The sequence below is a fragment of the Pseudomonas sp. KH_021 genome (genome assembly GCF_057838865.1).
This window is the reverse complement of sequence record NZ_CM174477.1, coordinates 5,594,103-5,611,659: the sequence shown is the minus strand read 5'-3', so window position 1 is coordinate 5,611,659 and position 17,557 is coordinate 5,594,103. Positions and strand designations below refer to the sequence as shown.

At 58.7% G+C, this 17,557-nt stretch carries 18 protein-coding genes; 12 read left to right on the top strand and 6 right to left on the bottom strand.

The features are described 5' to 3' along the window. Positions 1–91: 91 nt before the first annotated feature. Complete coding sequence (locus AC3IX4_RS25895; protein ID WP_489258148.1) at positions 92–385, bottom strand: hypothetical protein; 294 nt, start codon at positions 383–385, stop codon at positions 92–94. Positions 386–519: 134 nt separating this feature from the next. Here AC3IX4_RS25895 and pbpC point away from each other — a divergent pair, with 134 nt between their 5' ends. Beyond that, positions 520–2,841, top strand: a complete 2,322-nt coding sequence (pbpC, locus tag AC3IX4_RS25890; RefSeq protein ID WP_489261371.1) for a peptidoglycan glycosyltransferase PbpC — start codon at positions 520–522, stop codon at positions 2,839–2,841. Between the two features lie 6 nt (positions 2,842–2,847). On the opposite strand, the gene AC3IX4_RS25885 is transcribed toward pbpC, so the two are convergent. Then, positions 2,848–3,297 (bottom strand): DMT family transporter, encoded by a 450-nt coding sequence (locus AC3IX4_RS25885; protein ID WP_489258147.1) that lies wholly within the window; start codon positions 3,295–3,297, stop codon positions 2,848–2,850. A 446-nt stretch (positions 3,298–3,743) separates the two neighbouring features. On the opposite strand from AC3IX4_RS25885, the gene AC3IX4_RS25880 reads away from it, so the two are divergent. The 3 genes from AC3IX4_RS25880 (at position 3,744) to AC3IX4_RS25870 (ending at position 7,577) form a co-directional block, all read left to right on the top strand. Continuing rightward, a complete protein-coding gene (locus AC3IX4_RS25880) occupies positions 3,744–4,019 on the top strand; it encodes a hypothetical protein (protein WP_489258146.1) in 276 nt (91 codons plus the stop codon). After that, positions 4,016–5,257 (top strand): collagen-like triple helix repeat-containing protein, encoded by a 1,242-nt coding sequence (locus tag AC3IX4_RS25875; RefSeq protein WP_489258145.1) that lies wholly within the window; start codon positions 4,016–4,018, stop codon positions 5,255–5,257. The genes AC3IX4_RS25880 and AC3IX4_RS25875 overlap by 4 nt, the downstream gene beginning before the upstream one ends. A 655-nt stretch (positions 5,258–5,912) precedes the next feature. Beyond that, positions 5,913–7,577: a ShlB/FhaC/HecB family hemolysin secretion/activation protein gene (locus tag AC3IX4_RS25870; RefSeq protein ID WP_489261370.1), complete on the top strand. Its 1,665-nt coding sequence runs from the start codon at positions 5,913–5,915 to the stop codon at positions 7,575–7,577. Between the two features lie 92 nt (positions 7,578–7,669). Here AC3IX4_RS25870 and AC3IX4_RS25865 read toward each other — a convergent pair whose 3' ends face one another. Both AC3IX4_RS25865 and AC3IX4_RS25860 read right to left on the bottom strand, forming a co-directional pair. Beyond that, the gene (locus AC3IX4_RS25865; protein WP_489258144.1) at positions 7,670–8,089 is read right to left on the bottom strand and encodes a response regulator; all 420 of its coding nucleotides are present in this window, start codon (positions 8,087–8,089) and stop codon (positions 7,670–7,672) included. A 53-nt stretch (positions 8,090–8,142) separates the two neighbouring features. Beyond that, the gene (locus tag AC3IX4_RS25860; protein WP_489258143.1) at positions 8,143–8,337 is read right to left on the bottom strand and encodes a Flp family type IVb pilin; all 195 of its coding nucleotides are present in this window, start codon (positions 8,335–8,337) and stop codon (positions 8,143–8,145) included. A 317-nt stretch (positions 8,338–8,654) separates the two neighbouring features. Here AC3IX4_RS25860 and cpaB point away from each other — a divergent pair, with 317 nt between their 5' ends. From cpaB to AC3IX4_RS25820, 8 genes are read left to right on the top strand one after another with little or no spacing between them, the layout of a single operon-like run. After that, entirely contained in the window at positions 8,655–9,599 is a 945-nt protein-coding gene (gene cpaB, locus AC3IX4_RS25855; RefSeq protein WP_489258142.1) for a Flp pilus assembly protein CpaB, read from the top strand. 21 nt (positions 9,600–9,620) lie between these two features. After that, positions 9,621–10,874, top strand: a complete 1,254-nt coding sequence (locus AC3IX4_RS25850) for a type II and III secretion system protein family protein (RefSeq protein WP_489258141.1) — start codon at positions 9,621–9,623, stop codon at positions 10,872–10,874. Continuing rightward, the gene (locus tag AC3IX4_RS25845; RefSeq protein WP_489258140.1) at positions 10,871–12,055 is read left to right on the top strand and encodes a CpaE/TadZ family protein; all 1,185 of its coding nucleotides are present in this window, start codon (positions 10,871–10,873) and stop codon (positions 12,053–12,055) included. The genes AC3IX4_RS25850 and AC3IX4_RS25845 overlap by 4 nt, the downstream gene beginning before the upstream one ends. Continuing rightward, on the top strand, positions 12,052–13,320 hold the full coding sequence (locus AC3IX4_RS25840; RefSeq protein WP_489258139.1) for a TadA family conjugal transfer-associated ATPase: 1,269 nt from the start codon (positions 12,052–12,054) through the stop codon (positions 13,318–13,320). The genes AC3IX4_RS25845 and AC3IX4_RS25840 overlap by 4 nt, the downstream gene beginning before the upstream one ends. Beyond that, positions 13,317–14,201 (top strand): type II secretion system F family protein, encoded by an 885-nt coding sequence (locus AC3IX4_RS25835; RefSeq protein WP_489258138.1) that lies wholly within the window; start codon positions 13,317–13,319, stop codon positions 14,199–14,201. The genes AC3IX4_RS25840 and AC3IX4_RS25835 overlap by 4 nt, the downstream gene beginning before the upstream one ends. Before the next feature lie 3 nt (positions 14,202–14,204). Then, positions 14,205–15,089 (top strand): type II secretion system F family protein, encoded by an 885-nt coding sequence (locus AC3IX4_RS25830; RefSeq protein ID WP_489261369.1) that lies wholly within the window; start codon positions 14,205–14,207, stop codon positions 15,087–15,089. 14 nt (positions 15,090–15,103) lie between these two features. Beyond that, a complete protein-coding gene (locus AC3IX4_RS25825; RefSeq protein ID WP_489258137.1) occupies positions 15,104–15,829 on the top strand; it encodes a hypothetical protein in 726 nt (241 codons plus the stop codon). A gap of 12 nt (positions 15,830–15,841) precedes the next feature. Further along, on the top strand, positions 15,842–16,099 hold the full coding sequence (locus AC3IX4_RS25820; protein WP_489258136.1) for a DUF3613 domain-containing protein: 258 nt from the start codon (positions 15,842–15,844) through the stop codon (positions 16,097–16,099). A 15-nt stretch (positions 16,100–16,114) separates the two neighbouring features. Here the strand turns inward: AC3IX4_RS25820 and AC3IX4_RS25815 are convergent, their stop codons facing one another. Beyond that, positions 16,115–16,897: a response regulator gene (locus AC3IX4_RS25815; RefSeq protein ID WP_489258135.1), complete on the bottom strand. Its 783-nt coding sequence runs from the start codon at positions 16,895–16,897 to the stop codon at positions 16,115–16,117. A gap of 128 nt (positions 16,898–17,025) precedes the next feature. Continuing rightward, positions 17,026–17,496 carry an A24 family peptidase gene (locus AC3IX4_RS25810; protein ID WP_489258134.1) on the bottom strand — a complete coding sequence of 157 codons (471 nt, stop codon included), beginning with the start codon at positions 17,494–17,496 and terminating at the stop codon, positions 17,026–17,028. Positions 17,497–17,557: the final 61 nt, after the last annotated feature.

Genomic DNA, 17,557 nt, shown 5'->3' with positions numbered 1-17,557 from the left:
CCGGGCTCGCCCGCGATGATGTCACCGCGGTGTATCTGATCTACCGTGTCGCCTTCACCGCGGTGGATCAGACATACCGCGAACGGTGGGTTCAGTGAATCAACCAGCTCATTATCCACAACCCCAGAATCAGCCAGATGATCCCCATCACGATCGAGGCCCGCATGAATGCCCGCACCGCTGAATACAGCAGCATCAAGCCAATGATCAACAGCAGTATGCTGATCAGCGAAGTGTCCATGCCTAAGGTGGAGGAAAGCCCTTCGATAAAGTTGCTGCCCGCATTGGCGAGGATGCCAAACAGCCCGCTCAAACCGTCGACGATAAAACGAATGACGGCACCGAGCGCTTGCCCCAGCCATTCAAAAAAGCTTTCTACATGCATGTTTGCATCCTGATCAATGGTCGGGCGAAGTCGCCTGTCTTGAGCCTTGGGCCACGCTTGCGTAGGGTCAGTTCCGTGCGCACGTATAAAGGTGGGTTGGCGTGTATTTGAGCTTAGTATGGCCCCGCCATCCAGTGGCCAGGCGTTGTGTGCTGGGGCTGGGCCTGGTGTTGGGCCTGACCTGTGCGGTAGGGGTCGCGGATCGGCTTTTCCCTTTGCCGCTGCCGGCGGATGACCTGGCGCGAGTGGTGCTGGCCGAAGACGGTACGCCGCTGTGGCGCTTCGCCGATGCCAACGGCGTTTGGCGCTATCCCGTCACCACCGAGCAGGTGTCGCCGTATTACCTGCAGGCACTCCTGACCTACGAAGATCGCTGGTTCTATCAGCACCCCGGCGTTAATCCGGTGGCCCTGGGGCGCGCAGCCTGGCAAAACCTAAGGGGTGGACGCGTGTTGTCGGGTGGCAGCACCTTGTCGATGCAGGTGGCGCGCCTGTTGGACCCGCATTCGCGAACCCTGTCGGGCAAGCTGCGCCAACTGTGGCGAACCCTGCAGTTGGAATGGCACTTGTCCAAGCAGCAGATTCTGGAGTTGTACCTGAACCGCGCGCCGTTTGGCGGAACCTTGCAGGGCGTCGCCGCGGCCAGTTGGGCGTACCTGGGCAAGTCGCCACTGCACCTGACGCCCGCCGAGGCCGCCATGCTGGCCGTACTGCCGCAAGCACCCAGCCGATTGCGCCCCGATCGCCACGCCAAACGCGCGCAGGCCGCACGCGATAAAGTCCTCAAGCGTCTGGCCGAGTACCAGGTATGGCCGCAGGCTCGGGTGGATGAAGCACTGCAAGAGCCCCTGCTGCTGGCACCGCGCCAGGAACCCGCCTTGGCGCCGCTGCTGGCCCGCCGCCTGAACCGACGAGACAGCCCACCCCTGATCCAGACCACCCTGGATGCGGCCCTGCAGCGTCGCCTTGAAGACCTGCTGCTGGGCTGGCGTGCGCGCTTGCCGGAGCGCACCTCCGCGGCCATCCTGGTGGTCGAGGCGCAGAGCATGGCAGTGCGTGCCTACCTGGGCTCGGTCGACCTCGCAGATGAGCGCCGCTTCGGCCATGTGGACATGGTCAGTGCCGTGCGCTCACCGGGTTCGACGCTCAAACCGTTCCTGTATGGCATGGCGCTGGACGCCGGCCTGATCCATTCTGAATCCTTGCTGCAGGACGTCCCCCGCCGTTATGGCAATTACCGGCCCGGCAACTTCTCGGCAGGGTTCAGCGGCCCGGTGGCGGCAAGCTCTGCCTTGGCGTTGTCACTGAACCTGCCGGCGGTGCAGTTGCTGGAGGCCCTGGGGCCCAAGCGCTTTGCCGCGCAGTTGCGCAACGGTGGGTTGTCATTGCTGCTGCCGACACTGGCCGAGCCCAATCTCTCCTTGGCACTCGGTGGGGCAGGCAGCCGCCTGGAAGATCTGGTGGCCGGTTACAGCGCCTTTGCCCGAGGCGGCAAGAGCGCGGGCTTGCGCTTCCAGCCTCAGGATTTGCTGCGCGAACGGCCCATGATGTCGCCCGGTGCCGCCTGGATCGTGCGGCGCATTCTCGCAGGCCAGGCCCGACCCGACCTGGACCCGCATGCCGACTTGCTGCAACGCCCGGTGCTGGCCTGGAAGACCGGCACCAGCTATGGCTTTCGCGATGCCTGGTCGATTGGCGTTGGCCCGCGTTATTTGATCGGTATCTGGATCGGCCGCCCGGACGGCACGCCGGTGCCGGGGCAGTTTGGCCTGGCATCGGCGGCGCCCTTGATGCTGCAAGTCCACGACGTGCTGACCAATCGCGACAGCCAGCGCGGCATCGCCACCCCTGTACTGGCGGTGCCGGCCAGCGTTGGGGTGGCTGCCATTTGCTGGCCTTTGGGCCAGCCGCTGGCGCGTCACGACAACAACTGTCGGCGCCAACGTTTTGCCTGGACGTTGGACGGCACCACGCCACCGACCTTGATGGCGGCCGATCAACCCTTGAGTGTCGGCCTGCTGGAAAAAACCTGGGTCAATGCCGAGGGACTGCGGGTTGGCCCCGGCTGCCCTAGCGCCCAGCCGCGAGCTATCGCCGTATGGCCTGCACCCCTGGAGCCTTGGCTGACTCGGGCTGAGCGCCGGGAAGCCCGCTTGCCCGCCATCGATAGTGCATGCCCGCCTGTGCTGACCGCCCAATCGCCGCTTTCTATTATCGGTGTACGGGAGGCCGATCACCTGCGCCGTCCGGCGGCCAGCCACGAGCCCCTGCGCCTCAAGCTGTCAGCGTTGGGCGGGGAAGGGCGGCGCTGGTGGTTTATCGACGGCAGGCCGCAGGGCGAAACCCTAGGCCAGGACAGCCTGGCGGCCAGTTTTATCGAGGTGGGCCGACATCAGCTCAGCGTGCTGGATGAAAGCGGCCAGATGGCCCGGGTCGAATTCGACGTGATCGATTGAACGACCTCAGCCGCGACGGATCATCCATACGCCGGCCAGGATCAGCACCAGGCCTGCGACCTTGCCGAAGGTGACAGACGATTGGCGAAAGCCGGCCCAGCCGAAATGATCCAGCGCCAGGGCCATCGCCAGTTGCCCGGCCAGTACCAGCGCCATAAACAGCATCGCGCCGATGCGAGGGCCGGTGAACGCGGCGGTGGTGATAAAGAACGCACCCAACAGGCCGCCGCTCCAGTGCCACCACGTCAGGCCTTTGAGCGCTGCGAAACCCGGCATTTCGCGCTGTGACAACACCAGCGCCAGCAGTGCCAGCGACCCCACTGCAAAGGAGATCAGTGCGGCGGCGAACACGCTGGAGACCTGCTTGGCCAGTTGACCGTTGATCCCCGCTTGCAGGGGTATGAAGGCGCCGGCAATAAACGGCAGGCACAGTAGCCACCAGACGGGGGCGGGCATTGGTCATCTCCAGTAAAAAGGCGCGATAGTATAACCAGTTGTTGCTGGCGACGCAGGTTAGTTGGGTGTGGCGAAAAAATGACATTATTCTATGTGTATTATTTGTAGTTATTAGTTATTGATTTTAAAAGCAAATAAATTTTTTATAACTAGGCATTCGGTTAATTATTCAGGCCTGTATATAAGTTATTAATACCAAGTTGGGAATTGCAGCTTAATGGCCGACCCCTGATAAATGCGACCCATACGGAGTTGTTGCGCCTACGTGTAGCCACTTTTCGGATTGCCATATGAGCGTCAGCAGGGATTAGCCATGAACAGTCATTTGATAGGGAAAGCCAGTACTGCGTTAGCCTTGGTGCTGGCGGTCAGCATGAGCCTGGGCGGTTGCCATAGCGGTGGCGGTGGCTCGTACGGCTCGGTGGATGAATCCAGCGGTACCACGGATGGCACCGGTACTAGCACCGGTGGCGACGGAACAGGAGAAGACGGAACGGGGACTGGCGGCGATGGTACAGGCGCTGGCACTGGCGGCACTGGCGGCGGCGATGGCGCAGGCACAGGCACAGGCACAGGCACTGGGCCCATTACCGGGACTGATCCTGGTACCGGCCCTGGCACTGGCACTGATCCGGGCACTGGTCCAGGCACGGGGCCTGGCACCGATCCGGGTACTGGCCCCGGCACCGGCCCAGGTACCGGTACAGGCACTCCACTGGTGACGGCGACTGTGGTGGACAGCGTTGGCACGACCTTGACCGGCGTGGCCAGCGGCCTGGGCAATCTTGGCTCCACGCTGGGCAGCGTGCCGGTGGTCGGTTCCACGGGCGGCGGCCTGGTGGTCACGGTTGCGCAAGCGGTCAATACCGTCGGCACAGGCCTGAGCGAAGCGCTTGGCCAGCTGGGCACAGGCAACAATGCCGTGGGCACCACTGTTGGCGGCGTCACCAGCGCCGTTTCCGGCCTGGGTGGTGGTGTCTCTGATCTGGGCAGCAGCCTTTCTTCGCTGGCGACCGACTCCCCCATTTCGCAAGTACCCCTGGTTGGCCACGTCGTACCGACCGTGGGCGGTGTCGTCACCCACGTGGGTGATGCGGTGACCATGCTCGGCAACACCCTCACCGGCGCTGTCACCGACGGCCACTTGAGCGACGCGACCAGCAAACTCGGCAATGGCGTGCTGGTGCCCGTGGTCTCGCTGGTTGAAAACACCACCGGCAACCTGGGCAGTGGTACCGGCCTGGGCGATCCGGTGAACGGGCTGCTGCAAAAAGTCAGCGGCACCCTTGACGCTGCAGGCGACAAAGTCTCGGGCGCAGGCGGTGGCAACCCCGTCACCTCCCTGGTCGGCGGTGTGCTGTCCAACGTTTCCGGCGCTACCAGCAACGCAGGTGGTTATGTAGCCCCGGCCAATGGCGGCGGCCATGGCGGCTTGCTGGAAGCGGTGGGCGGTATCGTTGGCGGCGCAGGTTTGGGCGTGGCCAGCGGGACCAACAACGGAGTACTCGGCGGCCTTGGCCTGACCGGCTTGTCGGGTGGCAACACCGTCGCTTCGGCCGGCCCGATCCTCGGTGGTTCCGGCGCTCCCAACACCGCGCTCGGTGCACCGGTTGCGGGGCTGACCTCTCACGTCAGCGCCGGCCTGACCCCGGTGATCAACTCGGTCGCCAACGTCACCCAGCAAGTGGGCGGCGCCACTGGCCTGGGGGCTCCAGTCGCTGGGCTGACCACCCAATTGGGTTCGGCCGTGAGCGGCCTGGGTACCAGCATCGCCGGCACGTCCAACAACCCCGTGGCCACAAACCTGGGTGCAACGGTGAACGCAGTGGGCGGTACCGTCGCCCAAGTCGGTACGCTGCTCAACGCCAACGGGGCCGAGGCCGGCAGCGGCACCGGCGCAACCAGCGGCTTGGGCGGCCTGCTCAATGGCCTCACCGGTAAGCTTCATGGGCAACGCTGATTCGGTTCGACGACCGTTCATCTACCCCCTAAGCTGAACCCGCGTAGGAGCAGGGTTTACCCGCGATGAATGCGCTGCGGTTTGTCTGATGTATCGCGGTGCGGCTATCGCGGGTAAACCCGGCTCCTACAACGGTCGGGTAGGAGCCGGCTTTAGCCGCGATGAATGCGCCGCGGTTTGTCTGATGTATCGCGGTGCGGCTATCGCGGGTAAACCCGGCTCCTACAACGGTCGGGTAGGAGCCGGCTTTAGCCGCGATGAATGCGCTGCGGTTTGCCTGATGTATCGCGGTGCGGCCATCGCGGGTAAACCCGGCTCCTATAACGGTCGGGTAGGAGCCGGCTTTAGCCGCGATGAATGCGCTGCGGTTTGTCTGATGTATCGCGGTGCGGCCATCGCGGGTAAACCCGGCTCCTACAACGGTCGGGTAGGAGCCGGCTTTAGCCGCGATGAATGCGCTGCGGTTTGTCTGATGTATCGCGGTGCGGCCATCGCAGGTAAACCTGGCTCCTACAACGGTCGGGTAGGAGCCGGCTTTAGCCGCGATGAATGCGCTGCGGTTTGCCTGATGTATCGCGGTGCGGCCATCGCGGGTAAACCCGGCTCCTACAACGGTCAGGTGTTTCAGGAAGTCTTATCGGTCATGGAGTGTCCTATGCGAGCTATTGCAGTACTGGTGCTGGGCTTGAGTTCTGCCAGTGTTTTTGCCGATACCCTTCCGCGTTATCTCAACAGCAACGACGTCGAACGCAACCTGCCGGCTTCCAACCTTCCAACGGATGCCTTCCGACCCACCACGCCCAACCTTCAACTGCCCAGCCCCAAAGCGTCGCAACAACCCTTGCTGATGAACACCCAGGTGCTGGTGCGCAAGATTCGCATCGAGGGCGGCACGGTCTATCCACTCAAAGAGCTGGGCGCCGCCTACGCGCCGTTTATCAACCAGCAAACCACCCTGGCCCAGTTGATCGACGCAACCCGCAGCCTCACCCAGCGCTACCAGAGCGACGGCTATCTGCTGTCCTATGCCTTCCTGCCGCAGCAAGATTTCAAGGATGGGCTGGTCCGCGTCGTACTCGTAGAAGGCTACATCCGCTATTACGAACTCAAGGGTGATATCGGCCCGGTGTCCAAGTACATCGACAAACTGATCACCCAGCTCAAGGCCGAACGCCCCTTGAGCCGCAAGACCTTCGAGCGCTACACCACCTTGATGAGTCGCGTGCCCGGCCTGACCCTGCAGGCGCAAGTACCGCCACCGGGCACCACCGACGGCGGCTCGAAACTGATCGCACAAGCTTCGCGCAAACCCATCACTACCAGCCTGAACCTGACCGAAGGCAGCCGCGATCAAACCCAGGCATTGCTGTCGCTGAGCAGCAACGCGCAAACCTCATGGGCCGAGCAAATCACCGTGAGCGGCCTGTTCCCCCCAGGCGAAGACCACGAACATTACTACCGCCTGGACTACAGCCAGTTCATGGGCAGCGAAGGCACCCAACTAAGCCTGTCGGCCTCGACCTACCGCAGCGACCCCGGCACCCACCTGCTGTTGGACAACGGCCTCGAACTCAAACCCCATCGAGAAAACGACCGCTTCTCCCTCGGCGTGACCCACCCCTTTATCGCCTCGCCCACCGAGTCGCTCAGCCTGGGCGGGCGCCTGTACGCGGTCAATGACAAGACCGATTACCAGGTAGTCGGCTTCCCAGTCGAGATCAACACGCGCACGGATATCCGGGCGCTGGCGATCGAAGGCGATTGGAGTCAATCAGACGCCGAACAGCTTCGAATCCTCAGTGCCGGCCTGTATCGGGGCATCGACGGCATGGGTGCGAAAACCGAGGCCGGCTACGATCTCGACTTCTTCCGCCTGCGCCTGTCGGGCGTGCAAAGCAATCGCTTCCTGGAAAACTGGCAGGGCGTCATCTCCGGGGCCGTCTATTGGTCCGATGACAACCTGGCCGACAGCGAACGCGCCGTGTTCGGCGGGCAAACCTTCGGCCGCGGCTACCCAAGCGACCAGGCTTCAGGTGACAAAGGCTGGGGGGCGGCCTATGAACTCAACTACAGCTTCAAGCGTGATGGCGCCTGGGTGAAAGTGCTGCAACCCTATGGCGTAGTGGATGCGGCGAGAGTCAAATTCAACGACCAGCCGATCCAGGATTCCGAACTTTCATCCATCGCCCTAGGGCTTCGATTTGGCGATGCGCGCTATTACAACATTGCGTTGGAAGCCGCCAAGCCGATGTCGGATATTGCGCTGGACAGTTTTAACCGACGTCCGCGGTATACCATAAGTTTCACCTACCAATTGTAAGTGGTTTGGATACAAAAAACTCCCGGGAAGCAATTGGCTATCCCGGGAGTTATTATTGATCGCCTATTCAACAAACAAGAAAAGTCCCGCGCCTACATCTGGTTTTGGTTCGCCAGATGAGCGCGGGGTTGGGGAAATAGGTTGTTAAGCGTTTCGAGCAAACGAACGTGATAAATAGGCTTGCGGAACAGATCGAGTACATGCAACCGCAGCATGTCGCTAACATCATCCATATCGGCGTGGCCCGAAGTGACAATGACCGGTAAATACTGGCGATCCGCATGAGCGCGTAGCCGCTTGATCAACGACATGCCACTTTCCTCTGGCATGCGCAGGTCGGTAATCACCAAGGCGATGTCCGGGTGAAGAGTCAGGTGATGCAGGGCGAGTTTCACCGAAGTGGCGGTGAAGCAGGAAAATCTCTCGCCCTCCAGCAGTTCGGCCAGTTCCAGTAAAGCGTCTTCTTCATCGTCGACTAACAGGAGTTGTTGACGTGGGGAAGGTGCCGGCATGGGATGTACCTACTTAATTCATGAGCGTATTTTGATGCATGTATGCTTGAAAGTTAGCCGCCGACGGGCGTGCCCAGAGCAGTATTGATTTTGCCGAAACTGGTGGTGATTGCGGTACCCACACCTGGAGAAAGTCCTGCAATGACAACAGCGACCATCGCTGCAATGATTGCATACTCAATACCGGATGCACCTTCCTTATCGCCAAGGAATCGCCTAATACCTTTGAAAAAACGCAGCAGGTTCATATTCCTATCTCCTTGTGCATCCAGCGATGCAGACATTTAAACCGCCGGGGTGATTCCCCTTTGCCATCACAGCATTGTCAATAACAGGATCCACAGCAACTGTAAGAAAGCATTATCACTAAAGTTATAATTCTAAAGTTGACGTCATTAAGTTGTTGTTTTTGAAAGTTCCGATTTAGTGCGTCAATTATTTGCATTTCGATGATGGCATTTTGGTTTGTTTGCGCTACCTTGTAATAGCGAAATAGTTATTTCCGCCACAGCGTGCCAAGGCTCTGCGCTGGCGTTCTAAGGAAGTAGTAAGGGGAGGGATCGTCATGAGCAGTCGTTTTACCATGGTGCTGGCGGGTATTTTTCTACTGGGTGCGATCATTGCCGGGTATTGGGGGCTGGTCTTGAGTCGTGCCCCCGAACCTGTGGTCGCGGTGGCAACGCCAGATCCGGTGGCACCTGCACCTGTCGAGCAAGTTGTAGCCAAGGCTACCAACGAAATTCGCAACCCTGTCCTGGTGTTGCGCCGAGATGTCCCAGCCTACACAGCCCTGACCGCTGATGACATCGTCGTCGAGCACCTTCAGGTGGCGCCGGCAGGCAGCTACAAAAAACCCGAGGAAGTGATTGGGCGCAGTACTTGGCGAGCCTTGCCTGCTGGCAGTTGGCTTGAAGACTCAAGCTTCGATGGTGGTGGCCCTCTGGCACGGATGATTCGCCCAGGTGAGCGGGCTGTTGCCATTGGCGTCGATGAAGTGATCGGCGCCGCAGGGCAGGTTCGCCCTGGAGACTATGTCGATGTGCTCGTTTTCTTGCGCTCCGAGACAAATAATCCTCAACAGTCGGCACAAGTTGCGTTGCCCGCTCTACGCCTTTTGAGCTTCGGCGAAACCCTTGGAGTGGCCAACGATGGCAAGCCTGCCACAGAGGTTGGTGAAGGCAAGGACAAAGAGAAACACGTTCAGCGGTCCGAGGCAGTGCGCACTGCTGTTGTTGCCGTGCCTGAAGCGTTGGTTAGCCGTTTGATGCTGGCCGCTCAGGCAGGCTCTCTACGTTTGGCAGTACGCAGTGCGGATGAAAAGAATTTGGAGCGTTATTGGGCCAACGAGAACCACACGCATAACCTGGATGCAGTCAACCGCCAACTCTATCGCTTCAGTCAGTTGTCACAAGCTGCGCCTGAAAGAGCGCCCACCACAGTTGCCGCTGCTGCCAAACCGCGCGGCATGGAAGTGATACGCGGTACTCAAGTCGCCCAGAAAACCCCCTGATTTCTGCAAGGATGCCCAACTATGCGCAGTCGTTCCGTGCCGCTATGCACATTATTGGCGGGTACCGCCCTGGCTTTTTCGATATCTCCCTTTACTGCTGCCCTGGCCGCTCCCGTCGGTTGTTCAACCGCGAGTCAAATTCCTTCAGTCGTCGAAGTGGGTCAGGGTTTGCAGCAAGAAATGCGTGCGCCGGTAGCAATCACTCGTGTTGCTATAGGAGACCCAAAAATTGCTGATGTTCAGCCGATCGGTTCTGACGGCTTTACGTTGACGGGCATGGAAACGGGGGTCACCAGCTTGATGGTCTGGACCGCTTGTTCGAAGCAACCAAGCCAAAGCATGGTATTCGTCAAGGGCAGGGCCACCAACGACATGGCCCCCACCTCGATTCCCCCTTCGCAGGACCCGCTGTTGCCTTCGCAGGTACAGACCGATATTCGATTCGTTGAAGTCAGCCGATCCAAGCTCAAGGAAGCAGGTGCTTCGATCTTCGGTAAGGGGTCGAACAATTTTCTTTTCGGAGCGCCCGGTACCGTCCCAGGTGTTACCGTATCGCCCGGTACCGTCAGCGCGACGGTGCCGGCCATTCCGCTTGCCAACGACATGTTCAACATCGTTTGGGGGGGTGGTAGCAGCAAGGTGCTTGGGATGATCAATGCCCTTGAAAACAGCGGTTTTGCCTACACACTGGCGCGCCCTTCGTTGGTAGTGCTCAGCGGTTTGACGGCGAGCTTCCTTGCAGGTGGCGAGATTCCCATTCCGGTTCCCAGTTCAGGAAGCGACTCTGTTTCGATTGAGTACAAAGAGTTTGGTATTCGCCTAGCGCTTTCACCGACGGTGATCAGCAAAGATCGCATCGTCATGAAGGTGGCGCCGGAAGTCAGTGAGCTCGACTTTACCAATGCGGTAAGTATCGCGGGTGTGACCGTACCGGCACTGACCGTTCGACGAACCGACACCAGTATCTCGCTGGCAGATGGCGAGAGTTTCGTGATCAGTGGCTTGATCAGCAGTAACAACCGGTCGGCGGTGAATAAATTCCCAGGGCTTGGAGACATCCCGATATTGGGGGCATTCTTTCGAAGCTCGGCGATTCAAAGCGAAGAGCGTGAATTGCTGATGATTGTAACTCCCCACCTGGTTCAACCGCTGGCGGCCAACGCGGCCCTGCCACAACTGCCCGGTGAACACCTGCGCACTTATGATCCGAATTGGTACCGCCTGTTCTTCCTGGAAAACGGCAACTTTGACCGCCGTAGTGGGTTATCCCAATGAGCGAGAACCTGAGTCAGACGTTTCTGGCAATCACCCGTAATGAGGGTGATCTGGAATGGTTGCAAGGCGCCTTGGCTCCGCTGGGCCAGATAGTGGGAGCCGGTAGCAGCCTGGATGAACTGCTGGCGCTGATCGACGTGACCTTCGCCAACGTGATTTTCATTGGCTTGGACCGGGAGAACCTGGTCAGCCAAAGCACCCTGATTGAAGGCGTCCTAGAAGCCAAGCCAATGATCGCCATTGTGGCCTTGGGCGATGGTATGGATAACCAGCTGGTGCTCAATGCCATGCGCGCTGGTGCGCGGGACTTCGTGGCTTACGGGTCGCGAGCCAGTGAGGTGGCCGGGCTGGTTCGGCGCCTCAGCAAACGCCTTCCACCCGTGGCGCCGAATCCGGACCTGGGGGGGCTGACGGTGCTCTACGGCGCGCAATGCAACGCCGATGGAGCCCTGCTGACCACTCATATGGCGCTAGGCGTGCAGAAAAGTGGGCAGCAAACCCTGCTGCTGGACCTAGGCTTGCCACGTAATGACAGCCTGTCGATATTAGGGTTGGAATCATCGTTCCATTTTGGCGATGCCTTGCGCCATTTGCGCAGACTCGACAGCACGATGATCGATAGTGCCTTTGTAACGGGCCCCCATGGTCTGCGACTGCTGGCCTTTTCTGAAAGCGATGAGTCTCTGGAGCAAACCAGCGCGGCAGAGCTCTATATGTTGCTAAGCGCCTTGCGCCAGCACTTTCAGCACATCGTCGTGAATCTGGTTGGGCATACGGACAGCGAAGCACTGCGCACCATCGTCAGTCACTGCGACAAACTGATCTGGTATACCGATCAAAGTGTGCTCGACTGCCGCCGTAACATGACCATGTTGACGCTATGGCGCGATAAAGGCATGAAGCTCGACCACGCCCACCTATTGGTTGATCGCTACTTGAGTAACGTGGCACCCAATTCCGAGTACCTGGCTAAAAGCTTCGGGCTGCCGCTGCTTGCAGCGTTACCGAACAGCCCGGAGGTTCGCCTCAATGCCAAGAATCAAGGCGTGACCCTTTTCGAACTGGCACCGCGGGAGAACCTCAGCCAGGGTCTCAAAGCGCTGGGAGATAGCCTGGCCCAGCGATCGGAGCATGTACCGGAGGCCGGCCGCTGGTTCCAGCGCCTGTGGGGGGCGCGATGAGCAAGGAAAAACTGTTTGGCGGTCGCCCTAGTGGAAGTGATCCGCAAAGCTTGAAGCTTGCCTTGCATCGCCATTTGATCGATGCCATCGAGGACTCAGGCAAAAACTTGCTTGAAGGCTCACGACCGGCATTGGCCAACTTCGTGACCGGTAAGGTCGGTGACTATATCGCCAGCGCGCATTTGGCTGTGTCGCGCTATGAGATGGAGCGGCTGGCCGAAGAGCTGGTGGATGAACTCACCGGTTTTGGGCCGTTAGAAGTGTTGTTGCGCGATGCGACCGTGACCGAGATCCTCGTCAACGGACCCTATCGGGTGTTTGTGGAGCGTCACGGTGTATTGCATCAGTCCGACCTGCGCTTTATCGACGACCACCACGTCGAGCGGGTCATGCAGCGGATTCTGGCGCCTTTGGGTCGGCGTCTGGATGAATCGTCACCTATGGTTGATGCCCGCCTGCCGGACGGCAGCCGAGTCAACGCCATCATTCCTCCGATTGCCCTAGACGGGCCGTGCCTGTCGATTCGTAAATTTCGCAGAGACATGCTCAAGAGCGCCGACTTGATCGCGACTCGAACGGTCGACGAACCCATGCTCGAATTCATCGAATATGCCGTGCGCAAGCGCTGCAATATTCTGGTCAGTGGCGGTACTGGTACCGGCAAGACGACCATGCTGAACATTCTCAGCCAGTACATTGACCCGCACCAGCGCCTGGTCACTATCGAAGACGTGGCTGAACTGCAACTGGGCCACAACCATGTGGTGCGCCTGGAGACCCGGCCGCCCAATGCCGAAGGCCATGGCGAGGTCAAGGCCAGTGACCTGATTCGCAACGCCTTGCGGATGCGTCCTGACCGGATCCTGTTGGGTGAAATCCGGGGTGTGGAAGTGCTTGATGTGCTCACGGCCATGAACACCGGCCACGATGGTTCCATGAGTACAGTGCACGCCAACAATGCCCAGGATGCCTTGTTGCGACTGGAGACGCTGGTGGGGCTGACCGGGCGACAGGTGGCAGAAAAGACGCTGCGGCAGATGATCTGCGCGGCGCTGGATGTGGTTATTCAGCTCACACGATTGCCAGACGGCCGGCGTTGCGTCAGTGAAGTCGTTGAAGTTGTCGGTGTGCGCGATGACGTCTACGTCACCAATACGCTGTTCCGCCTTGAGCGCCGAGACGGCGGGACCTTCGTGCGCGATGCCATCAACCCTGCGGGTGATAAATTGCGGCGTCTGCCCACTTTGCAGGAAGGAGCAACATGATGGGGCCACTTTTGTTGTGCCTGACGTGCCTTCTGATGGCAGGGGTTGCCGTTCGTCTTTTCTATAGTGGTCTTCGCAAGACGGATAATGAACGTGTTATGGAGCGGCTCGGTCTGCCGACGCTCGAGGTCGATCCGCAGAAGCCTCAAATTGTCTGGTTGGAGCGAGCTTTTCTGCGTGCAGGCCTTGGTCGACCGGGCGACCAAATGGGTCGATGGTTGTTGGGATGGGCGTTCGTGGTGGTGCTTGGCTTGATGGTCGGAGGGTGGGTCATTGCGCTGGCTGCGTTTGTACTGTGCCCAGTGGTGTTACGCCTATACGTCAGTTGGCTCTATCACCGGCGTGTCCAGAAAATGATCAGCCAGTTGCCCAACTTTCTGGATCACGCGGTACGCAGTCTGAAATCTGGGCGGACCCTGGCCGATGCCATTCTTAATGCTATCGATGCCTCAAGCGCTCCGCTCTCTGATGCAATGGGGCGTGTGAAGCGTAACGTGCAGATGGGGGTTAGTTTGCCGGATGCCATGCAGGATCTGGCCGACCTGTACGAAAAAGACGAGCTGTACATGCTGACATTAGGGCTGAGGATCAACCACCGCTATGGCGGTAACGCCAGTGAGCTGCTGGAAAACCTCATCAAACTGATTCGTGAGCGTGAACAGGGCGCCAGGCAGTTGCGTGCGATGACCGGCGAGACTCGGATCACTGCGGTTGTACTGGCGTTGTTGCCTGTTAGCGTGGCCGGTTATTTTCTGCTGAGCAATCCTGGATATCTGTTAACCATGTGGCGTGACGAGACAGGCCATATCATGTTGTTGGGCGCGTTTGCATTGCAGGCCTTCGGCTGCATAACGCTTTGGCGCATGTTGCGGAGTGTTTGAATGATGCCTCTATTGGTTTGCGCCGTTTTATTTCTTGCTGCATTTGCATTGCTTGCAACCCAGCTGGTTCGGCAACAGCGCCGTGAGCAACGTGTGACTGAGCGGATGCAGGGGCGAATGGTTGCCGACAATCGCCTGAATGGCCTGCTACAAGGGTTAGGACGCAGCACTGTGGGTCAGCGCGCTATCACAATGGACAGTGAAACCTTGATGCTGCTCAATCGCATCGGTTGGCGCAGGGCAAGTCAACGGTCACTGTTCGCGGCCTGCCAGATAGGGTTTCCCATTGCGGCTTTCTTGGTGGTGCTGATGGTCCAGTCTGTGATGAACGACGCTCCGGTTCATGCGTGGATTGCTCCCATTGTGGCGGCAGGCGCGGGTTATCTATTGCCCAAGCGGGCACTTGCTTATGCAGCGAATTTTCGTCAGCAACAAGTTGCCGAAGAGGTTTCTACATTTATTCCATTGTTGCGGATTTTGTTTGAATCCGGGCTGGCGGTTGAGCAGTCATTACGGATTCTCAGCCAAGAAGGTCGAGAGCTTCTGCCAATTCTTTCCAGTGAGTTGCGTCAGGTTCTGAGTCGAGTCGATTCAGGTCTGGAGTTGTCTTCAGAACTTGAGGCGACTGCGGGGCTGTTGGCGGTTGACGAGTTCACCGACACCTGCGTGATTTTGCAGCAATTAATCCAGCAGGGCGGCGGTGCAATGAAATCACTGCTTTCTCTCAAACAGCTACTCGATGATCGTCGACTGACGGGCCTACAAGAAAAAATTTCAAAACTATCGGGGAAAATGTCCTTTGTGATGATGGTGTTTCTGTTTCCAGCATTGCTGATCGTGCTGGCAGGGCCTGGAGTCATAGCCTTGGGTCGGGCATTTATTTCCTGAAGGGAGTGCGCTAAATGAAAGCAGTTTTGGCGATGTTGTCCGTGTTGGTACTGAGCGGTTGCGCCAGCAATGGGCAAGTACACTGGCAGGGAATGGCGGGAGCTGCCAGTTGCAGCAAACCCACAGAGGAGCAGACCCTTTCATTGAGCATGGCCGATGAAATAGCCAATGACGGCCGCTTGCACGCAAGCCTTGCAAACCTGGAGCGACTGCCAGAAAACCTGGGTGAAGTGCGAGTGCGCAAGGCCAAAGTCTACCGGCTGTTAGGCCGCAGCGAAGCCGAACCGCTGTACCGCAGCCTACTGGGCACCTCCTGCATGGCCGCTGAAGGCGAACATGGTCTGGGTCAACTGGCAGCGGCCAAGGGTGACAATGGTTTGGCCATGGCTCATCTACAGCGCGCCGCCAGGCTTTCGCCCACCGATGAAAAAATCCGCAATGACCTGGGTGTGGTCTACCTCAACCAGTTACGCCTGGAAGATGCCCGCTTCGAGTTCTTGACTGCCATGGAGCTCAAGCAGTCGGATCAATTGGCCACGGTGAACCTGGTCACGCTGTTGATCTACCAGGGCAATTGGAAACAGGCTACGGAACTGGTCACTCGTGCAGGCCTGAGCCCTGAGCAAGTCCAGAATGCCCAGGGTCGAGCGCAAGAACTCAAGAAAACAACAGGCTCCTCTGTCATCACGGCCGACAAGGTCGCACTGGCGGGCGACGATGCTGCAGGCCATATCAAATAAGGAAGTGTGATCATGAAGATGAACAGGTTTGTTCTGGTCTCGTTATTGGCGGCACCGATGCTGGCATCGGCCATTGAACCCGGCCCTTCTTCGCCGACGCAGCAGACCACTGAGAGGTGGCTGGTGATGCAGGCACGCAATGAACAGGCCTCCAGAATTGCACAGACCGAGACGCCCAAGGAGCGTGACCAGGCCATGCAGCGCTGGTTGGATTCCTATAAGTACGTAATCCCGGACTTCTATCGCTGGGAGAGGGTGCAGCAGGAGTGACTCAAACAGGGCGACTCAATGCGCAGTCGCTCGCTGCCGAAGCCCCGAACTGCTCGGGGCCAGGGCCAATGCCAGTTGAGTGCGATTGTGCATGTGGGTCAGGCGCAACACCTGCGAAACGTAGAGCTTGACGGTGTTTTCCGTAATACCTAACTCACAGGCAATCTGATAGTTGGTCTGGCCCTTGCCCACCAGTCGCGCGACTTCCAGTTGACGCGGTGAAAGCTGGTTGAAGACGGCCGGCATCACTTCAAGGTCAGACGGCTCTACTGCCACCAACAGATCGATATTGGCACTGGCCGGGCGGGCCCTATCGATGTCCTGGTACAGGCTGTTAATGGATTCAGCCAGCGTTTGCAATTTCTGGTTCAGATGACCCAAGTGCTGGACATTTTTCTGCCGTTCTATCAAAGCCTGCTCCTGGCGCTTCAGGCCTTCCAGCAGCTCATCGAGATCAACAGGCTTCTGATAATAGTCAGCGAAACCTTCGCGCAAGGCTCGGATGACGTCTTGTTTATCACCTCGACCGGTCAGCATGATCGCCTCGAACGCGCGATCCGGCCCGGCCACTAGCTTGAGCGCTTGAACCAGTTCGACACCGTCATATTCGGGCATGTTCAAGTCGCACAGCACCAGCTTGATGGTGGGGTCGTCGTGAAAAAACTGAATGGCCTGGCGGCTGGAATGGCACGGGATGCAAAGATATCCGCTGCCCTGGAGAAATTCGCAAAGCTCTTCGACGATCAAGGGTTGATCATCGACGACCAGTATTTTTGTTTGAGACGAAAAGATAGTCACATGCTACTCCCTGCAATGACATGCCGAACATTCGGCGCAATCCGGTGGTGACCGCTTCATATTGCATTATCGCGGTACGCATAGCTCAAAAGTAGACGTCCTTTCGAGCTATGTACATAGTGTTAACACTAGTGTACCCACAGCAGGGTGGTAAAAAACCCGACCAAAATGAAGGGAGCGAAGGGTTGTTTTTCTGACAGGTCAGGCGCGACTTTCTGAATGACACGCTTAACTTTCTGACTGATATGGCCCCAGATCCATCTCCCCGCCACCAGCCAGATGACGGTTGCCATGCCCGCCCCGATAAAAGTGCCCAGTAGGTGCATGGTATCGCTGGCCAGCGCCAGAGCCCCCAGCAGTTTTACATCGCCGGCACCAAAGCGGCCGAGCATGTAGCCAGGCAGCGTCAGCAACAGCACGATCGCCAGTGCCCAGCCGCCCTGAGAGGCGTCGGCACCTATCCATGTGTGTCCGGTCACAAACAGGTAAACCAGTGCAGCCGCCCCAGCTCCCAGAGTCAGTTCGTTGGCGATCTGACGTTGACGGATGTCCTGATCGGCACATAACGCGAGCCAAAGCAGCAAAACCAGACTAGGCATCGTAAAAAACATCCTTTCTCGATGAATGAATCTATGCTGTCAGACAGGTGTAACTGTCAGG